The following is a 16,211-nucleotide window of genomic DNA, read 5'->3' as shown; positions in this document are numbered from 1 at the left end:
CTACCTGCGAAGCGTATCGGCGTTCGAGCGGTACCACTGGACTGTTGCTTCAAGTCCGTCGGCGACGCTGATCTTTGACCGCCATCCGGCTTCCGCGAGTTTCGAAACGTCGAGCAGCTTTTGCGGGGTGCCGTCGGGCTTGGTCGTGTCCCATTTTGTTTCGCCGGTGTAGCCAACCACCTGAGCGATTGCTTCTGCGATCTCCTTGATCGACACATCGGTCCCGGTGCCCACGTTGACCTGTTCGGGGCCGTCGTAATGCTCGAGGAGGTGCAGGCACGCGGCGGCCATGTCATCTACGTGCATAAACTCGCGCCGGGGCGACCCGGTTCCCCAGTTGGTCACACTGGTGGCCCCGGAGGCCGCTGCCTCGTCATATCGGCGAATGAGCGCGGGCAGCACGTGCGAGCCCTGCGGTGAGAAATTGTCTCCGGGCCCGTAGAGGTTCGTGGGCATCGCCGAGATCCAGTGTTTGCCGTGCTGACGGCGGGCAGCTTGCACCTGATAGATGCCAGCGATCTTGGCGATGGCATAGGCGTCGTTCGTCGGCTCGAGATGCCCGCTGAGGAGGGCGTCTTCCGTGATCGGCTGGGGGGCTAGCCGCGGGTAGATGCACGATGAACCAAGAAAGAGGAGCCTGTCGACACTGCCTGCGAGCGCAGCGTCGAGCACGTTCACCTGAATCTGCAGGTTTTCGCTGAGGAAGTCTGCCGGGTAGGTGCTGTTGGCGAGGATTCCGCCGACCTTCGCGGCAGCGAGAACGACGTATCGCGGACGGGTCTCGGCGAAGAAGTCGAAGACGTCCTGGCGGTTGGTGAGATCGAGTTCGGTGGACGAACGACCGATGAGGTTGGTGAAGCCTTGGTTCTCGAGAAGCCGCCAGATGGCCGATCCCGCGAGACCGCGGTGCCCGGCGACGTACAGCGGGGCGTTCCGGTCGAGAGGTGCCGGGGTGAAGTCGAGCTCGTCGCTCGACCTCATTTGGTTCCCCACGAGGCGAGCTTCGGCTCATCCACCCAGGTGCCGCCCTGGTGCTTAAGTGCCTCGATGTCGGCATCGACCATGATGCGAGCGAGTTCCGCTGTATCTACTTCAGGCACCCACCCGAGTTTGTCTTTCGCTTTTGATGCGTCACCGATGAGGGAGTCCACTTCGGTGGGCCGGAGGTAGCGTTCGTCGAACTTGACGTGCTTCTCCCAGTCGAGCCCGGCGCGGCTGAAGGAGGCCTCGACGAAGTCGCGCACCGTGTAGCTGCCGCCCGTCGCGAGAACGAAATCCTCGGGCTCGTCTGCCTGCAGCATGCGCCACATCCCCTCGACGTACTCCGCTGCATAGCCCCAGTCGCGCACGGAGTCGAGGTTGCCGAGATACACGTCATCCTGCTGTCCCGCCTGAATCGCGGCGACAGCCCGGGTGATCTTGCGGGTGACGAAGGTCTCGCCGCGGCGTGGGGACTCGTGGTTGAAGAGGATGCCGTTGACGGCGAACATGTCGTAGGCCTCGCGGTAATTCTTGGTGATCCAGTAGCTGTAGACCTTCGCCGCGCCGTAGGGCGAGCGGGGGTAAAACGGCGTCTCCTCGTTCTGTGGCGGGGGCGTCGCGCCGAACATCTCCGAGCTCGACGCCTGGTAGAAGCGCGTGTCGATGCCGGCCATCCGCACCGCTTCGAGCAGCCGGACCGTGCCGAGGCCGGTTGTGTTGGCGGTGTGCTCGGGCTCATCGAAGGAGACCCTCACGTGAGACTGGGCTGCGAGGTTGTAGACCTCGTCGGGGTTGATGCTCGCAAGGAGGGTGGCCATTCGACCGCCATCGCTGAGATCGCCGTAGTGCAAGAACAGCTTGGCTGACGGGTTGTGCGGGTCGACGTAGAGGTGGTCGATTCGAGCCGTGTTGAAGCTCGACGAACGACGAATGAGACCGTGAACTTCGTAGCCCTTTGAGAGCAGGAGTTCGGTCAGATAGGAGCCGTCCTGGCCGGTGATTCCCGTAATGAACGCGCGCTTTGCCATGTCAGTCCCCCGGTGACCACTTACCGCAACGATGTATGCCCTTGAGGCCAGGTTCGCTCATGAGAGCCTTACCGAGCCAATTTTGCAAGCCTAATCCAGTGGAACACGGATCCAGCTGCCATTGCGCCCGCGGTCGTAAACGCCTCGCTACGGCGAGCCCTGCGTTCTCAGGGCCCTCAGTCATTGGTATCCAGGCGCCTCTTCAGCGCAGCGGGTATTCCTGCCCACATTGTGTTCGGAGCACAGTCCGCCCGAACGATGGAACCGGCGGCGATGACGCACCCGGACCCGATGGTTACTCCGGGGAGAATGATCGCCCTCGCTCCCACCCAAGCACCGTCACCAATCGTGACGGGTAGGCGGAGCACCTCCCCATTTCCTGCCCGCCAGTTCATTGACCCGACCTGATGCGTCGAAGTCAATATGAGCACCTCAGGCCCCAGCGCCACCTTCGTCCCGAGTGTCACGCGCGCTGTGCCCTCGAAGGTCACCCCGTGGTTCAGATAGGAGCCGTGTCCGACTCTGAGGTTGGTGTTCCAGAACTTGACGTCGGATTCGATGCCAACGCCCGGCAAACTGAGCCCTGCGAGCGCAAGCAAGCGCCACCTGCGGGCAGCAGTGATTGGCGCTCGGGCTGCGACGAAAAGGGTAAAGCGCCTGGCCGCGGTCATGGGGCGGCGTGTGGCGGAGATATCGGCAACTGCCGGGTGGCCGCGCCTTTGCCAACGAGTCCTCATTCTGTGCCAGCCACAGCCGCACCAAATCGGTCTAGTGCAGATCGTGAGTCGAGAACTCGAGACCGGTAGGCCTTGCCGTTCGTGCCCAACGTTGTCGCCGTCACCGGTGCCTCGCGAAGCGCAAGGCATGCCTCTATCAGCTGCTCCGGGTTGCCCGCCCCAACGATCAGTCCTCCTTCGGAGGCATTCATCTCGTCAGCTGTGGCTCCAACTGATGCTGTACACGCCACGACGGGAAGCCCTGTGTCGAAATAGGAGGTGAGTTTGCTGGGGACCGACATCTCCGCGACCCCAACTTGTTCGTTTATCAGCAGCACGTCAGCCGAGTGCAAGGCCGGCACGAATTCGTCATCCGCGAGTGGATCGAGGAAGTCGATGCGATCTATTCCCCGAGCTTCGACTTCGAGGCGGGCTCGTTGATTGCCGTCCCCGAGTAACACAAAGCGGAGCGGTAGATTGCGCTTGTCCGCGAGGCGTGCAGCTGCGACGACATTCTCCAGTCCCTGCTTGACCCCCATATTGCCCGCATGCAGGATGACCGTCTCGTCCGGTCTCCAACCCAGCTTCGACCTCGTAGTCTCTCGATCGACCTGAGGTTGTGGGGTCAAGTGCGTCCAATTGCGAATGACCTCGATTCGTTCCGTCGGCATCCCCAAGTGCGTTGTGGCGTACTCCGCGAATCGGGGGTGTATGACGACTAAGTGGTCGGCCCGACGAAACGACCACGCTTCGATCAAGCGGATGATCTTGGCCGACGCTGCGGAGCCCGAGCCGGTCTCCGAGAGGCCGAGCGTGTAGATGTCCTGAACCCACATCACGACCCTTGTCCTCGGGTGAATCAGGCGCGCGCGCAGAAGTGCCATCGCGCTCGGGAAAAGCCCCGGGGAGACGACGACGATGGCATCTGGGCGGTTCCATCTGGCGAAAACAAGGCGCACCCCAAAAGACAGTTCGGCCGCGAGTCGATTCGTGTTGCTTGACGTTCGCGCTCGTGCGTGGCTTAAACGCTTGACGCTGACGCCTCCCTGGTCTTCTCGACTGGTCCATGGTCGACGAATGCCGTCGAACGATTTGGCCGGGTAGTGCGGGTGAGTGGTGATCGCAGATACACGCGCTCCGCGTGCGCGCAGTCCTTCGGCGAGCCCGCCCACGTAGGGGGCGTTGCCGGACGCCTCGGGCGGATAGTGCAGACTGAGTATCGCCACGCGACCGATCGCATCCATGGGCTGACCCTATTCGATCGTCGACGGCAGACTTGGGGGAAGTGTGAGAGACGATTCCGCCGAGTTGCGGCCAGATGACATCCCCATAATCGACCTATCGAAGGCGCCTGGCGAGAAACAGTCTTGGGATCGGCCGCGCCTCGTGGTTTATGCCTGGGCGGTTGTCGAGTTGCTCCTCATTACCAACCCTTGGCAGATCAGCTCCTCGATTCGCACGCGGGCGCTCCGGTTCTTCGGTGCGCAAATCGGCGCGAACGTGATCTTCCGGCCTCGGACTCGTGTTCGATTTCCGTGGAAATTGAGCGTCGGAGATCGGGCGTGGATCGGCGAAGGAGTGTGGATTCACAACCAGGATCAAGTGTCCATTGGGCACGACGCTGTTCTGTCGCAGGACACATTCGTCACGACCGGTAGCCATGCCCACCGAACGGACATGGGCCTCATAACGAAACCAGTCATCGTTGAGGCGGGTGCGTGGGTGACTGCCCGTTGCATAATCCTGGGCGGCTCGAAGATCGGCGTGTCGGCGTTGATCACACCCGGTTCCGTCGTCCGGGGGGACGTCAAGTCGAACACCATATTCGATTCTTCCCGTTCACCGGCTGAGGTCGGCCTTCGGTTCGACCGGGGCGGACGAGGATGAACCGCACCGAGCGTGGTGCGAGCATTTCCATGCCGGCCCGACAAGATTGGCTGCGATGAGCAGGTTAAAGCGTTCGACGACGGTGTGGATTCAGGGCGGGCTGGGCAATCAACTTTTCCAACTGAATGCTGGTCTTACAGCGTCGCGTCGCGCCGGGCTTCCGCTCCTCGTCTCCCGGTCGAGCTATTGGCGTGATTCGCTGAGAGGCTTCTCTCTCCGACCGCTGCTCGATTCGATACAGCTCACCAGTCATTTCGAAGATGTCATCGTCGGCCCACCACACCACCGGGCTGGCGGCGTGAGGACAACTACCGCGCGTCTGGGCGTCCCCATCACTCAGAGCATCGAAGCCGCAGCCGAAGGCCCATCCCTCATGGTTGGCTATTTTCAAGATCAGGAGAGTCTCTTCGGCGGGACGGACGAGGTTCAACGACTGCTTGGCTCGATAGTGATCGACGATCGCTACTTGGCCACCCGCGATCTCGTCGCGGGCAGGCCCGTTGCTCACGTTCGCCGCGGCGATTACGTGAGTCTTGAATCGGCCCGACGCACTTTCGGACTCCTAGGTCCCGCCTACTACGAAGAGGCGTTCTCCCTTCTCGGGCACCCCATGAAGGACGCTGTGTTCTTCACGGACGATGCGGAATACGTCCGCGAAGAGTTCGGGGTGCGGCGAGACCAGATAATCGGTCGGTCAGATGTGAAGTCCGACTTGCAGACTCTGGCGCTCATGGCCCACGCCGGTGACCTGGTGATCCCGAACAGCACTTTCTCGTGGTGGGCGGCGGAGCAGCTCGCATCTCGAGGGAGGGTCGTGGCCCCCGCTCGCTGGTTCTTGGACCGGGACGAAACACAGTGGCCGACTCGGCGGGGCTGGCTCCGCGTCGAAAACAAGTGAGACCGCGACCTCCTTTCGCGCGCGTCTTCGGATACGCACGCCGGTTCGGTTGGCTCCCGGCAGGTCAGGGTGTTGTCCTCCTCATCTCAATCGGCGGCTTCGCCGTGCTCGCGCGAGTGCTCGGGCCCGAGCCGTACGCCAAATTCGCCGTCATTCTCTTCCTGTTCACCGCAGCCTCGCTGCTCGTCGACTTATCCCCGCAAGGCTTCATGGTCGTCCGGCGTGGCGGGCGGGAGGTCGCAAGAGCGGCGAGTCGGATGGCTGCCATTTCCGCCGTGGCCGGCGGCATTCTTCTGGCGGTAGGGATCGTCGTCGCGAATGGCGTTTTGCTCGATGACCCGATCACACTTCTCGAATCGATTCTTCTCGAGCTGGCCATGGTCGGCCAGATGGCCACGCAAGTTGCCCGTGCGCGTCTGGTCCTGCGCCAGCAGTACAAGACGATGGCGCTCGTCGATGTCGCATCTAATGCCCTGGGTATGGCTGCGGCGATAGTCATCGCGCTCGACGATGGATCAGGAATTGCTCTCACAATCCAACTGGTGCTCACTGCAGTCATTCGGTTCTCACTGACGATCATCCTGGGGCGTGAGCGCGTGGACGCGGTGAGTCTCCCCGAACACGTGGCTCTGCTCGCCGCGATTCGCTATGGGCTTCGAGTGATTCCCCTTAACTTGGCCGGATACCTCAGTCGTTCGCTTGACTCGGGGCTGCTGCCGGGGATCATCCCCGCGGCTGCGGCGGCGGGTTACGCCCGCAGCTACCAGATCGTCGTCGTCCCGCTGACGCAAGTGCAGCTTTCTCTGGGTCCTGCTCTGCTCGATAAGCTGTCCCGCTCCTACGTCTCGGAAGGGCGACACGACGCAGTCCTTGGGAATCGCATCCTCCGGGTTCTTGAGATCGTGGCGGTCGCAGCGGGGCTCGTGATCATCGCTGTGTCGCCAATCATCCAGGCCGTTCTATTCGGTCCAGGATGGCCGATGGTCAACGTGATGATCTCGGCGATGGCGTGCATGCTTCCCTCGCTGGCTCTCGGGGGGTACTGCTCGTGGCTTCTCCAGATCACCTCTCGCGTCGCGCAAACGCTGGCGCACTTTGGGGCGATGATGGTCACGCCACTGGTTGTGATCGGCGGTGCGATCATCGGGGGCACGCAAGGCGCCCTGGTGGGTCTGGTGGGGGCCTCAGGTTTGCAGTCCGTCATATTGGTCATTCTCCATCGACAGTTGCTGCCGGCCGGGAGAGGCAAGCTTGCCTTGCGTTTGGTAGTTGTTTGGGTGGTAATGGCAGCTCTATTCACTTTTGTCGCGACGAGTTCAGGGTTCTGGGGATATGACTTTTGAGTCAGAGATGAACGAGCGAGCGGGCGCGCGATTGACGAATCCGGACTCCGCGTCGAACTGGGCGGCGTTATGAGCGCCCTCACTCAGGTACTGCAGGTCAACGTTCGACTATCTGAGGGAGGCGCAGCGGGGGTCGCGAGGACTCTCGCAGACACCCTCACGGCTAATGGGATCGCTAGTCCGTTCGCCTACGGCTACAGCAAGGGGGGTCGGGCGTCTCCTCTTGAGAATGAATACGACGCAGTTCGCATAACCCCCAAGCCGGTGGCGGCCGTCAACCGTCTCGCGTATTCGGTTGTCGGACGCGAATCACGGATCGTCTCCGGTCGACACTGGCGCAATCTGCGGGCAGCGATAGACGATGCCGACGTAGTGCATCTCCATGCCATCCATAGCCACATCGTCGACTTGCCGGTCTTGGTGGACGCTCTGATCGACGCGCGCAAACCCGTCGTGTGGACGCTCCACGACCAGTGGATTATGACCGGGCGCTGCGCGCAGCCCGGAACGTGCCGCCTATGGGAGTCGGGTTGCCAGAAGTGCCCCGACTTGCAGGCCTACCCACCCGCCGTGATCGACATGGCCGCGCCCCGGTGGGTAGACCGTCGACGCGATATCGAACGACTGCAAGCGGCGGTTCCGGTCGCGCTCGTAGCGTGCGCTGAGTGGTTGGCGGATGAGGCGAGGCAGGCTTCCTTTTCCGGAGTCGAGACGATCACGAACTCCGTTGACCCGTTGTTCTGGTCAGTAACGCGATCGCGACATACATCGAAACGAGAGCGGCCGACTCGGAATCTGTTCATGTGTCGGGATCTGCGAGACGACCGCAAGGTCGACTGGGAGCTCTTGCGCACAATCGCCTCGATCGACGGGCAGAGCTTGACGATTGTGGGGAGCGACGCTCCCCAGCGCTTCGCCGGGCCGAGGTGGGTGGATGCGATAAGCGATCGAGCAGACCTCGCGACAGAAATGATGAAGCACGATCGGTTGATTTTCACCTCCCGCATCGACTACTTCCCCCTCACGATCACTGAGGCTCTGGTCGCGGGCCTCGAGGTCTATGCAGTCGATTCGCAGGCCGCGAGGGAGTTCCAAAGGCACCCGGCGGTCAGAATATTCAGTTCGACGGGTGAGCTCGAAGCAGCCGCGCGGGAGGATAAGCCGGCCCAGAGAGGACAGGACGATGTTGCGGTCTTCGATCCTGAACGGATGGCCGCTGACTACGTCGCGGTTTACAAGCGTCTCGTAAGCGAGACCAAGCGATGAGGGCGAAAGCAACCGGGGCGTTGCTCTTCGCAGCTGTCGTCTTCCAGCATTTCGAGCTGTTCCAATTGTCCAGCTTCCGGGTCACCGTTGGGTTCCTGGTGGGGTCATGCGTTCTCCTGGTGGCGTCCAAGCGGATACCTCTCGTCCGCCTGAGCGTGACCTGGGCCGTGCTTATCGGACTCAGTGCCCTCGCCGCCCTGCTCGCCCCCGCATTCGCAGATCCGGCAAACTACTTCTCGACTCTCGGCCTACTCCTCGTCACATCTGGCTTCATCGTTCTTGCGTCTGCGGGCCTGCGCACGGAACTCGTAAACGCGGCGGAATTCTGGTCGTGGATCAGAGCCTCGCTGATCGTCGTGGTTGGCCTCTCAGTGGGGCAGGTGATCACCGGGGCCCTTGGTTCCGATCGTCTGTTCAACATTTTCGGTGAGTTTCAGTTCCAAAACCAGTACATGCCGTACTTGGAGTTCGTGACAGTTCCCCGAGCCCAGGGATTTTTTCTCGAGCCGTCGTATAACGCCTTCGTAATCGCCTCCCTAGCAACGGCACTGCTCTGTACAGGGAAGGCGGTGCGACTCACAATCGTCTTGGCGTTGTCAGGACTCGCTGCGGCCCAATCGGCGACGGGACTGCTCGTTTTCCTTGCCATAGTTGCGTTGATAGGCATTCGTTCTAGGCCGAGAACTGCAGTGCCAATAGCTGTCGCGGCGCTTGCTCTCGTCGGCGTGCTCGGCGGCTCACTCATCGACCGATTGGCCTCGATCACGGACACCGGATCGAGTGCCAACTATCGTCTTCTCGCCCCCCTCGAGGTCGTCGCCGATGTCTTGCAGTCCTATCCGTTCGGGCTCCCCCTCGGGTCGATTTACGATGTCGTTCGAACCTACGGGCTCACCATGTTCGGGGTACAAGAAACGGCATCGCTCGACAACGGGATCTACGTCGTCATCTACTACTTCGGGTGGCTCGGTTTAGTCGCCGTCTTGGCAATGGCTGCGTGGGCGATCGCGAACGCCCTGCGTCCTCTGAAGGGAGTGAATTCCGGCTACGAATGGGTGGTGCCGGCCTGGTTGCTGGGTTCACTCATCTTCTCGGGCGGCATTGTTGCGCCGGAGTTCGGAATCATGACCTGGATCGTGGTGGTCGCTTATGTGGGTGCCGTAGAAAGAAGGAGAGCATCGGGGCATGGCAGTGAAGTCGGGGCAGAGCCTGAGCGTGATCACCGTCACCTATCAAGATCCAGAGGGTCTTGAGCGCACTCTGAATTCGTTGTCGAAGCTCGCCGCGGACTCAGCAGGGGAGATCGAATTCGTCGTAGTGGACGGCGGATCTGACATCGACGTCGGGCGTCTCCGTCGGACGTACCCTTGGGCGTCAATCGAGTCCGAGCGGGACGGCGGAATCTACGACGCGATGAATAAGGGGATCGACCGATCCACCGGTTCGTTCGTCTGGTTCCTCAACGGTGGTGACGAGTGCCTGGCCGACTGGGAACGTTTGAGAAAGGAATTGCGACTGGAGCCCGCCTCGATACTGATGTGTGCCTACGAGTTGCAGATCGGGGCGCGGAGTATCGAGCGAGACCCCAGGCCCCCGTCTTACCTCTGGCACGGCTTGCCAACATCGCATCAAGCGATCTTCTACCCCCGAAGCGAGCTCGGCGACGTCCGCTATGACCTGTCCTACCGCATGTCCGCGGACTACCAGTTCACGGCCCAGCTGATGAGCAATGGCGTCACGGCACGGAGTAGTTCGTTGCCAGTGTCGAGGTTCCGGATGGACGGGGCCTCTTTCAATCACGCCCGACAGGTGGCGGTTGAGGCCGCCCGTGTTCAAGCAACAATCCTTCACACGCCGAAGCTGTTGCGACTCATTAGTCAGATCAAGCACTGGGCAAGCCGCACGGGCAGACGCATTCAAGCTCGGCTCTGGTCACGAACCGCAAGTGAACAACAATCTTGAGAGTCGGGCCGAAATTCGAACTCAACCTGTTCTGATTACCCTGCCGGGGTTGCCCACGACGGTCGCGCCGCTCTCGACGTCGTCGAGGACAAGCGTCATGGCGCCTATCGTGCAAGCGTTGCCCACATCGATGTCTCCGATGATTTGCGCGTACGCCCCCATGGTCACATCGTCACCTATTCGAGGTGGTCTGCCGTCGTCGTGCCGGGTCCCGACGGTCACTCCCTGACGCATCACACAACGAGCGCCGATCCGCGCTTGTGGGTGGATGATGATGCCCCCGAAGTGGTGGATCAGAAGACCGGGCCCGATTAGAGCGCCTCGCGGAATTTCAATTCCGGTCGCCAGGCGAATGAAGCTGTAGGCCAAGAAATAGAGGCCATGGGCAGGAGCCCGAACGAGCCGGGGGGCTGTGAGCGTCCATCGACCGAAACGGTAGATGCCCACCGCCCAGTAAGAAGGTTGGACCAGCCAGGCCCCCTTGCCGTAGCGAGACCGATCGACGGCCCAGTCGCTGCGAGAATTACGTGTGCTCATCAGGAGTGCCTCGCGAACGAGCGGCGAATCTTGCGAAGAAAAAGTCCGGAGACGAAGCGCGGGTCCGCAACAGCGGCAAGAAGATAGTGCAGTGCACGACCCGGCGCGCCGGCCCACCCGGTCTTGCTATATGCCGTTCGAAAGTGGGCCATGCTTCGCAGCTCCGAGTCGCGTCGTGGTGTCAGAGCAACACCGTACTGGTGCGCATAGTGCACTCGAATGACTTCGGCGGCACGGTTGTCGGCGAGCGGCGCCCTCGCAGATTTTCCTCCGACGAGGGCATAGCGACATGCTGGCGTTGTGTGCGTCAGGATGAGACCTGCTTTTGCGCCGCGAATGAGCATCTCGTAGTCCTCCGCGTAAGCCGGTGCGAGCAAGGGATGGCTCGATGCGTACATATCGTGGAGCACGGCCGTTCGCCAGAGGAACGCGGCGGGGGGTCCCGGCGAGAAACCGCGTCGGAGCAAGGTCTCGACGCTGACGCCTTCCGGCCATGGATTCATTGCCACGTGGTGGCCATGCTCGCTGGGTGAAGCCAGAGTGCCTCCCATCACCGCTGCCCATTCATCAGAGCGTTCGGCCAGAGCGAAGGACTCGTCGATTCCGGCAACTTCTAGAGTGTCGTCTGCGTCGAGCAAGATGACGTAGGGGAGCGAGGTCGCCAAGACACCCGCCCGCCGAGCCGAGGCGGCGCCGGCGTTCAGTTGACTGACGACCGTGCACCCCAATGTTGACGCCACCTCTGCTGTTCGGTCTGATGACCCGTCATCGACAACAATGACGTTTTCAGGCGACACACCCAGGGCGAGGGCGCTCTCGACCGCCGCCGGGAGCTTCGCCTCGGCATTGAATGCGGGGATCACCACGCCCAATGCTGCAGATCGTGAAGTCGAGGACATGTCTAGATGGCTTCCTTCCCGGGCGCGATCACCGCGCGGAAGGTGCGCCACAGGATGATCAGATCCCCCGCGATAGACCAGTTCTCCACGTAGTAGAGGTCGAGGCGGATGCTGTCTTCCCACGACAGGGCGGAGCGCCCGCTCACTTGCCAGAGCCCGCTCATTCCCGGCTTGAGCAGAAGGCGGCGGCGAGCGGCCGAGTCATACAACTCGACTTCGCCGTCTCGTTGCGGACGCGGCCCGACGAGGCTCATGTCGCCCCGGATGACGTTGAGCAGCTGGGGCAGCTCGTCGAGCGAATACTTGCGCAGGAACGCGCCCACCCGGGTGACCCGGGGGTCGTTGTCGACTTTGAAGAGGGGGCGCCCGCTCGTGCCCTGCGACTCGAGCAGGCTCTGCAGCTCGCTGTCGGCGTTGACCCTCATCGAGCGGAACTTGAGCATGTCGAAATGCTTGCCGTTGAGGCCCACCCGCTCCTGGCGGTAGAGAACCGGGCCGGGGTCGTTGACCCTGACGAGCACGGCGACGACGAGAAAAATGGGAGACGCCGCGACGAGGATGAGAACCGCGCCCACGAGGTCGAGGAGGCGCTTGCTGAGGTGTTTGAGGCCACTGTACTTCGGGGTCTCGACGTGGATGAGCGGAAGCCCTGCGACCGGCCGGGTGTGGATGCGCGGGCCGCCGATGTCGGTGAGGCTCGGGGCGACGATCAGGTGGTAGCGACCCGCCTCGAGGCTCCAACTGAGCTCGCGGATGCCGCGCGGGGTCAACTCTTCGGCGCTCGTGACGGCGACAGTGTCGGCCCCCGTCGCCTCCATCGCTGGCAGCACGGCGCCCATGTTCCCGCACACGGGCACGGTCGTTCCCGGAAGGGTTCCGCCCATTGCCCCCGTGGGCAAGCACGCCCCCACCACGGCGTAACCCGCCTCCGGATTGCGGGCCAGCTCGCGCGCGAGGTGCGTCGCGGTCACCTCCGACCCCACGAGGAGCACTCGCGAGACGAATCGCGTGTTCAGCCGCTCGACGTTGAGCCACTGCCTCCAGATCCATCGAGACAGCATGAGCACCAAGACGCCGGCGGGGAACGCGATGAGGATGTAGCCGCGGGCGACATCGATGCGAAACAGGTAGGCGACGATCGCCACGAGCCCGAAAAGGCGGAAAGTGGCCGTCGCGATGAGCTTGTATTCGTCGGGGCCGGACCCGATCACACGATGGCTCCGGGTGCCGGTGAGCCCGAGAAGCAGCATCCACAGAACGATCAGAATCACCGACAGCCCGGTGTAGTTCAGTGCCAGCTCGTCGGCGTCACCTCGAAAGGCGACATCGCGCGTGTCGAAACCGAGCCACGCGATCTGCACACCGAACGTGACCCACGCGAGCACGAGAAAATCGGTGACGATGAGACGCCGAGCGTAGATCTCCCGCCAGTCACGCCGTGGCGCGGTTGCGGGCGCGGGCGTGGTGGTCGTGTCACCTGCCCTGTCGGTGCTCATGCTGATCCCCCCGCTGTGCGAACGGGTCAACGCTGACCGCGCTCCCGAGCGTAACTCAGGCTCGGCGTATGCGGTGGGGCTAGAGCCACGAGGCACCGCCGTCGGTGCTGCGTGCCATTCCCTCATCCGTCCATACCCACAGGGTGCCGTCGGCCGCCGAGAGGGCGACCGACCCCGGGAGGTCTGCTGCTGGTTGGTCGAGGGGGAGGCACCCGATGGCGCCCGGCGCGAGTGCATCGGTCACGGCGGTGATCTCGACGCCGGCGCAGTCATCCGACCCCACAGCGGCGATCGTCCACCCTTCGTCTGATCGCGTGAGCGCGATCGCGCCGTCGAAGACGCGAGGCGTGGCCCAGGAAGTGCCTGCGTCATCCGTGACAGACACGGCGCCGTCGTCGCACAGCACCGCGGCCTCGTCGGCATTGCGTGCCGCGAGGTCGACCACGGTGTCGCACGGCGCATCGACAGCGCCAGCGGGCGAGACGACCGCCGAACGGTCTGAGGGGTCGACGTGCCACGTCGACGCCACGCCCGCCGGATCGATGGCGTAGTCGCCTCCGCCGACGAAGGTGCGCACGGCGATGGGCGTGCAGTCGTTTTGCGCGAGCCCGACGAACGATGCCACCTCCGCGCTCGCGGGCACGAGTCGCAGAAGCGCCGTCACACCGGTCTCGGTCGAGGCATCGGTGGTCGCCCACGATGTGCCGGCATCCGTCGTGACCTCGGGGGCGGCGGTGGCGACGCCGCACTCACCCGTCGTCGCTCGCCATGCGGTCGAGCCGTCGACGGCGGCGAGCAATCTGCTTGGGGGAACCGCTGTTGGGGCGTCGGCCGCGCCGTCGGTGTCGCTGTCGCTGTCGGCGTCATCTCGGGGAGGAGCAGGGGATGCTTGCGGCGCCGTGATCGACACCTCTCGCGGCTGCTCGGTCGGTTCGTTCGATGCCGACACCGCGCTGATGGCCCAGCTCACGAGGAGAACGTCGACGACGAGGAACGCGGCAAGCCCGGCGTAGACCCACCCGCGACGCCGCGACCCATCACGGGGGGCGAAGCGTGCGCGGGCGGTCACGACTGTGGCCGCACGACGGTGTGAGCCTGGCGCAGTGCCGTCACGATCGTCGTCACCGCGGCGTCGACCGCTTCTGCCGCTTCGTCGTAGACGGCTTGGCTGCGACGGTAGGGGTCGACGATGTCATCGAGCTCGGGCGTCGCCGGCGGAGCAACGAGACCGCGCAGCGCCGCCGCCTCGGTCACGAGGGTCGGCCCGTCATGAACGCCGCTGCCGTCGAACTCCACGTCGTCGACGAGTCGCGCGAACTGGCGCAGGGTGAACGCGAAGCGTGCGGCCCGCGGGTGCAGCGAGACCACCGCGTGCCGGTGCTCCCGCGTCGCGGTGAGCACGAGATCGGCGCTCGCCACGAGGTCGGCGGTGAGCAGTCGTGCGCGGTGATCGGCGCCGGGAGCACCCAGCTTCTCGGTCAGGGCCCGCGCCTGGTCGGTCATGGGTGCGCCGACGAGCGCGTGGGTTCCCGCGCTCGTCACGACGGTGGCGACGCCCGCTCGCTCGAGTTTCGCCGCCAGAACGCGTTCAGCCATCGGCGAGCGGCAGATGTTTCCCGTGCAGACGACGAGGATGGCGAGCGGGTGCGTTGTCATCCGCCGGCTCGCACGGTGCGCTTCACGTTCTTCTTGCGCTCGCGTGCCTTGGCCTTCGCCGAAGCGGGCTTCTCCTCCTCGATGCCGTAGCCGTAGCCGTGGCCGTATCGCCCGTAACCGTAGGCGTCCGGGCCCTTCGTCGGAAGCATCGTCACGACGACACCCGAGACGGCGGCACCGACGTTGTCGAGAGCCGAGATAGCGCCGCGCAAGTGGTTCTTGTGCGTGCGGCCCGCGGCGACCACGACGATCGCGCCGCCGACGTTCTTGGCGAGGATGGCCGCGTCGGTCACCGGCAGGAGCGGAGGAGTGTCGTAGATCACGACATCGAACGCGCGGTTGAACTCGGCGATGAGGCCGCTCATCGCTGTCGAACCCAGCAACTCGCTCGGGTTCGGTGGGATGTGACCGGCGGGAAGCACGAAGAGTCCGGCGCGACCCCAGGGTTGGATGACGTCTTGCAGCTCGGCACGGCCGATGAGCACGTCTGTGAGACCGACGGTTCCGTCGACGCCCATGTAGTCGGCGACCTTCGGGCGGCGCAGGTCGGCGTCGATGAGCAGCACGCGGGAGCCGGCATCCGCGAGAGCGATGGCGAGGTTGGCGCCCGTCGTGCTCTTGCCCTCGCTCTGGATCGACGAGGTGATGACGAAACTGCGGTCGGCGCGGCCGACATCGAGAAACTGCAGGTTGGTGCGCAGGGTGCGGAAAGACTCCGCACGGGGGCTTCGCGGGTCGACGTGCACGATGAGGGGGCGGTCTTGCGCCTTCGGGTCGAAGACGATGCCGCCAAGGATCGGCACGTCGGTGATCTGCTCGACGTCGCGCTCGTTGCGGATGCGGGTCTCGAGGGTTTCGCGCAGCACCGCGGCACCGATGCCGAGCGCGAGCCCGACGAGAAGACCGAGGGCGATGTTGAGTGGCACGTTCGGGGAGACCGGAACGGAGGGAACGGTCGCCTCCTGCGCGCGCGTGAGCTTGACCGGGCTCGCGGCGTCGTCGCCGTCGGGCGTCTCGATGTTCTCGACCACCCGAGCGAGACTCGCCGAGGTGCCGTTCGCGATCTCCGCCGCGCGCACCGGGTCGGTGTCGGTCACAGTGATGTCGATGATCGCGGTGTCGAGCGGCGCCGATGCCGTGATGCGTTCCGCGAGAGACCCGGCGGGCTCGTTGAGGTCGAGGGCCGCGATCACGGGTAGGAGAACGATCGGTGTGGTCGCGAGGTCGGAGTAGGTCTTGACCCTCTGCACCGTGAATGTGTTGCCCTGCGCGAGCTCCGACGTGGTGCCCGTCGAGGGTGTCGACACGAACACCTTCGATGTGGCTGTGAAGGTGGGGGTCTGCAGGATCGAGTACGCCGACGCCGCCCCCACACCCGCGAGGGTGAGAACGACTATCGTCACCCAACTCTTGCGGAGAATGCTGATGTAGTCGCGAAGTTCCACGCGGCGGCCTCTCGTCGAGTGCGAACGGGCCGAAAATCGTCCCCCCGCGAGGTATTTTTGCACGGATGTCGGCGGGCACGGCCCATCGGTGCCGGTC

General features: G+C 63.7%; 16 protein-coding genes. 6 read left to right on the top strand and 10 right to left on the bottom strand.

Annotation, left to right across the window (positions count from 1 at the left end; all coding sequences use genetic code 11):
- The 4 genes from ACLHG5_RS09510 to ACLHG5_RS09495 all read right to left on the bottom strand — a co-directional run bounded on the left by ACLHG5_RS09510 (position 1) and on the right by ACLHG5_RS09495 (position 3,969).
- Positions 1–981: a GDP-L-fucose synthase family protein gene (locus ACLHG5_RS09510; RefSeq protein ID WP_411318599.1), complete on the bottom strand. Its 981-nt coding sequence runs from the start codon at positions 979–981 to the stop codon at positions 1–3.
- The gene (gene gmd, locus ACLHG5_RS09505; RefSeq protein WP_411318598.1) at positions 978–2,009 is read right to left on the bottom strand and encodes a GDP-mannose 4,6-dehydratase; all 1,032 of its coding nucleotides are present in this window, start codon (positions 2,007–2,009) and stop codon (positions 978–980) included. The genes ACLHG5_RS09510 and gmd overlap by 4 nt, the downstream gene beginning before the upstream one ends.
- A 176-nt stretch (positions 2,010–2,185) precedes the next feature.
- Complete coding sequence (locus ACLHG5_RS09500) at positions 2,186–2,404, bottom strand: acyltransferase (RefSeq protein WP_411318989.1); 219 nt, start codon at positions 2,402–2,404, stop codon at positions 2,186–2,188.
- 338 nt (positions 2,405–2,742) lie between these two features.
- Entirely contained in the window at positions 2,743–3,969 is a 1,227-nt protein-coding gene (locus tag ACLHG5_RS09495; protein ID WP_411318597.1) for a glycosyltransferase family 4 protein, read from the bottom strand.
- Between the two features lie 43 nt (positions 3,970–4,012).
- Here ACLHG5_RS09495 and ACLHG5_RS09490 point away from each other — a divergent pair, with 43 nt between their 5' ends.
- From ACLHG5_RS09490 to ACLHG5_RS09465, 6 genes are all read left to right on the top strand, one after another.
- A complete protein-coding gene (locus tag ACLHG5_RS09490; protein WP_411318596.1) occupies positions 4,013–4,612 on the top strand; it encodes an acetyltransferase in 600 nt (199 codons plus the stop codon).
- A 55-nt stretch (positions 4,613–4,667) separates the two neighbouring features.
- Positions 4,668–5,510 (top strand): alpha-1,2-fucosyltransferase, encoded by an 843-nt coding sequence (locus tag ACLHG5_RS09485; protein WP_411318595.1) that lies wholly within the window; start codon positions 4,668–4,670, stop codon positions 5,508–5,510.
- Positions 5,468–6,853 carry an oligosaccharide flippase family protein gene (locus tag ACLHG5_RS09480; RefSeq protein WP_411318594.1) on the top strand — a complete coding sequence of 462 codons (1,386 nt, stop codon included), beginning with the start codon at positions 5,468–5,470 and terminating at the stop codon, positions 6,851–6,853. Before ACLHG5_RS09485 ends, ACLHG5_RS09480 begins: the two co-directional genes overlap by 43 nt.
- 69 nt (positions 6,854–6,922) lie before the next feature.
- Positions 6,923–8,119, top strand: a complete 1,197-nt coding sequence (locus tag ACLHG5_RS09475; protein WP_411318593.1) for a glycosyltransferase — start codon at positions 6,923–6,925, stop codon at positions 8,117–8,119.
- Positions 8,116–9,372, top strand: a complete 1,257-nt coding sequence (locus ACLHG5_RS09470; protein WP_411318592.1) for a putative colanic acid polymerase WcaD — start codon at positions 8,116–8,118, stop codon at positions 9,370–9,372. The genes ACLHG5_RS09475 and ACLHG5_RS09470 overlap by 4 nt, the downstream gene beginning before the upstream one ends.
- Positions 9,305–10,081 carry a glycosyltransferase gene (locus ACLHG5_RS09465; protein WP_411318591.1) on the top strand — a complete coding sequence of 259 codons (777 nt, stop codon included), beginning with the start codon at positions 9,305–9,307 and terminating at the stop codon, positions 10,079–10,081. The genes ACLHG5_RS09470 and ACLHG5_RS09465 overlap by 68 nt, the downstream gene beginning before the upstream one ends.
- Before the next feature lie 21 nt (positions 10,082–10,102).
- Here the strand turns inward: ACLHG5_RS09465 and ACLHG5_RS09460 are convergent, their stop codons facing one another.
- The 6 genes from ACLHG5_RS09460 to ACLHG5_RS09435 all read right to left on the bottom strand — a co-directional run bounded on the left by ACLHG5_RS09460 (position 10,103) and on the right by ACLHG5_RS09435 (position 16,114).
- Entirely contained in the window at positions 10,103–10,303 is a 201-nt protein-coding gene (locus tag ACLHG5_RS09460) for a hypothetical protein (RefSeq protein WP_411318590.1), read from the bottom strand.
- A 314-nt stretch (positions 10,304–10,617) separates the two neighbouring features.
- Complete coding sequence (locus ACLHG5_RS09455; protein ID WP_411318589.1) at positions 10,618–11,517, bottom strand: glycosyltransferase family 2 protein; 900 nt, start codon at positions 11,515–11,517, stop codon at positions 10,618–10,620.
- Positions 11,518–11,519: 2 nt separating this feature from the next.
- Positions 11,520–13,013 (bottom strand): sugar transferase, encoded by a 1,494-nt coding sequence (locus ACLHG5_RS09450; RefSeq protein ID WP_411318588.1) that lies wholly within the window; start codon positions 13,011–13,013, stop codon positions 11,520–11,522.
- Positions 13,014–13,092: 79 nt separating this feature from the next.
- Positions 13,093–14,082, bottom strand: a complete 990-nt coding sequence (locus ACLHG5_RS09445) for a WD40/YVTN/BNR-like repeat-containing protein (protein WP_411318587.1) — start codon at positions 14,080–14,082, stop codon at positions 13,093–13,095.
- Complete coding sequence (locus ACLHG5_RS09440; protein WP_411318586.1) at positions 14,079–14,669, bottom strand: low molecular weight phosphatase family protein; 591 nt, start codon at positions 14,667–14,669, stop codon at positions 14,079–14,081. Before ACLHG5_RS09440 ends, ACLHG5_RS09445 begins: the two co-directional genes overlap by 4 nt.
- Complete coding sequence (locus ACLHG5_RS09435) at positions 14,666–16,114, bottom strand: polysaccharide biosynthesis tyrosine autokinase (RefSeq protein ID WP_411318585.1); 1,449 nt, start codon at positions 16,112–16,114, stop codon at positions 14,666–14,668. The genes ACLHG5_RS09440 and ACLHG5_RS09435 overlap by 4 nt, the downstream gene beginning before the upstream one ends.
- Positions 16,115–16,211: the final 97 nt, after the last annotated feature.

This window comes from Marisediminicola sp. LYQ85, assembly GCF_046600695.1.
Classification (GTDB): Bacteria; Actinomycetota; Actinomycetes; order Actinomycetales; family Microbacteriaceae; genus Marisediminicola.
This window is presented reverse-complemented; position numbering and strand designations above follow the sequence as displayed.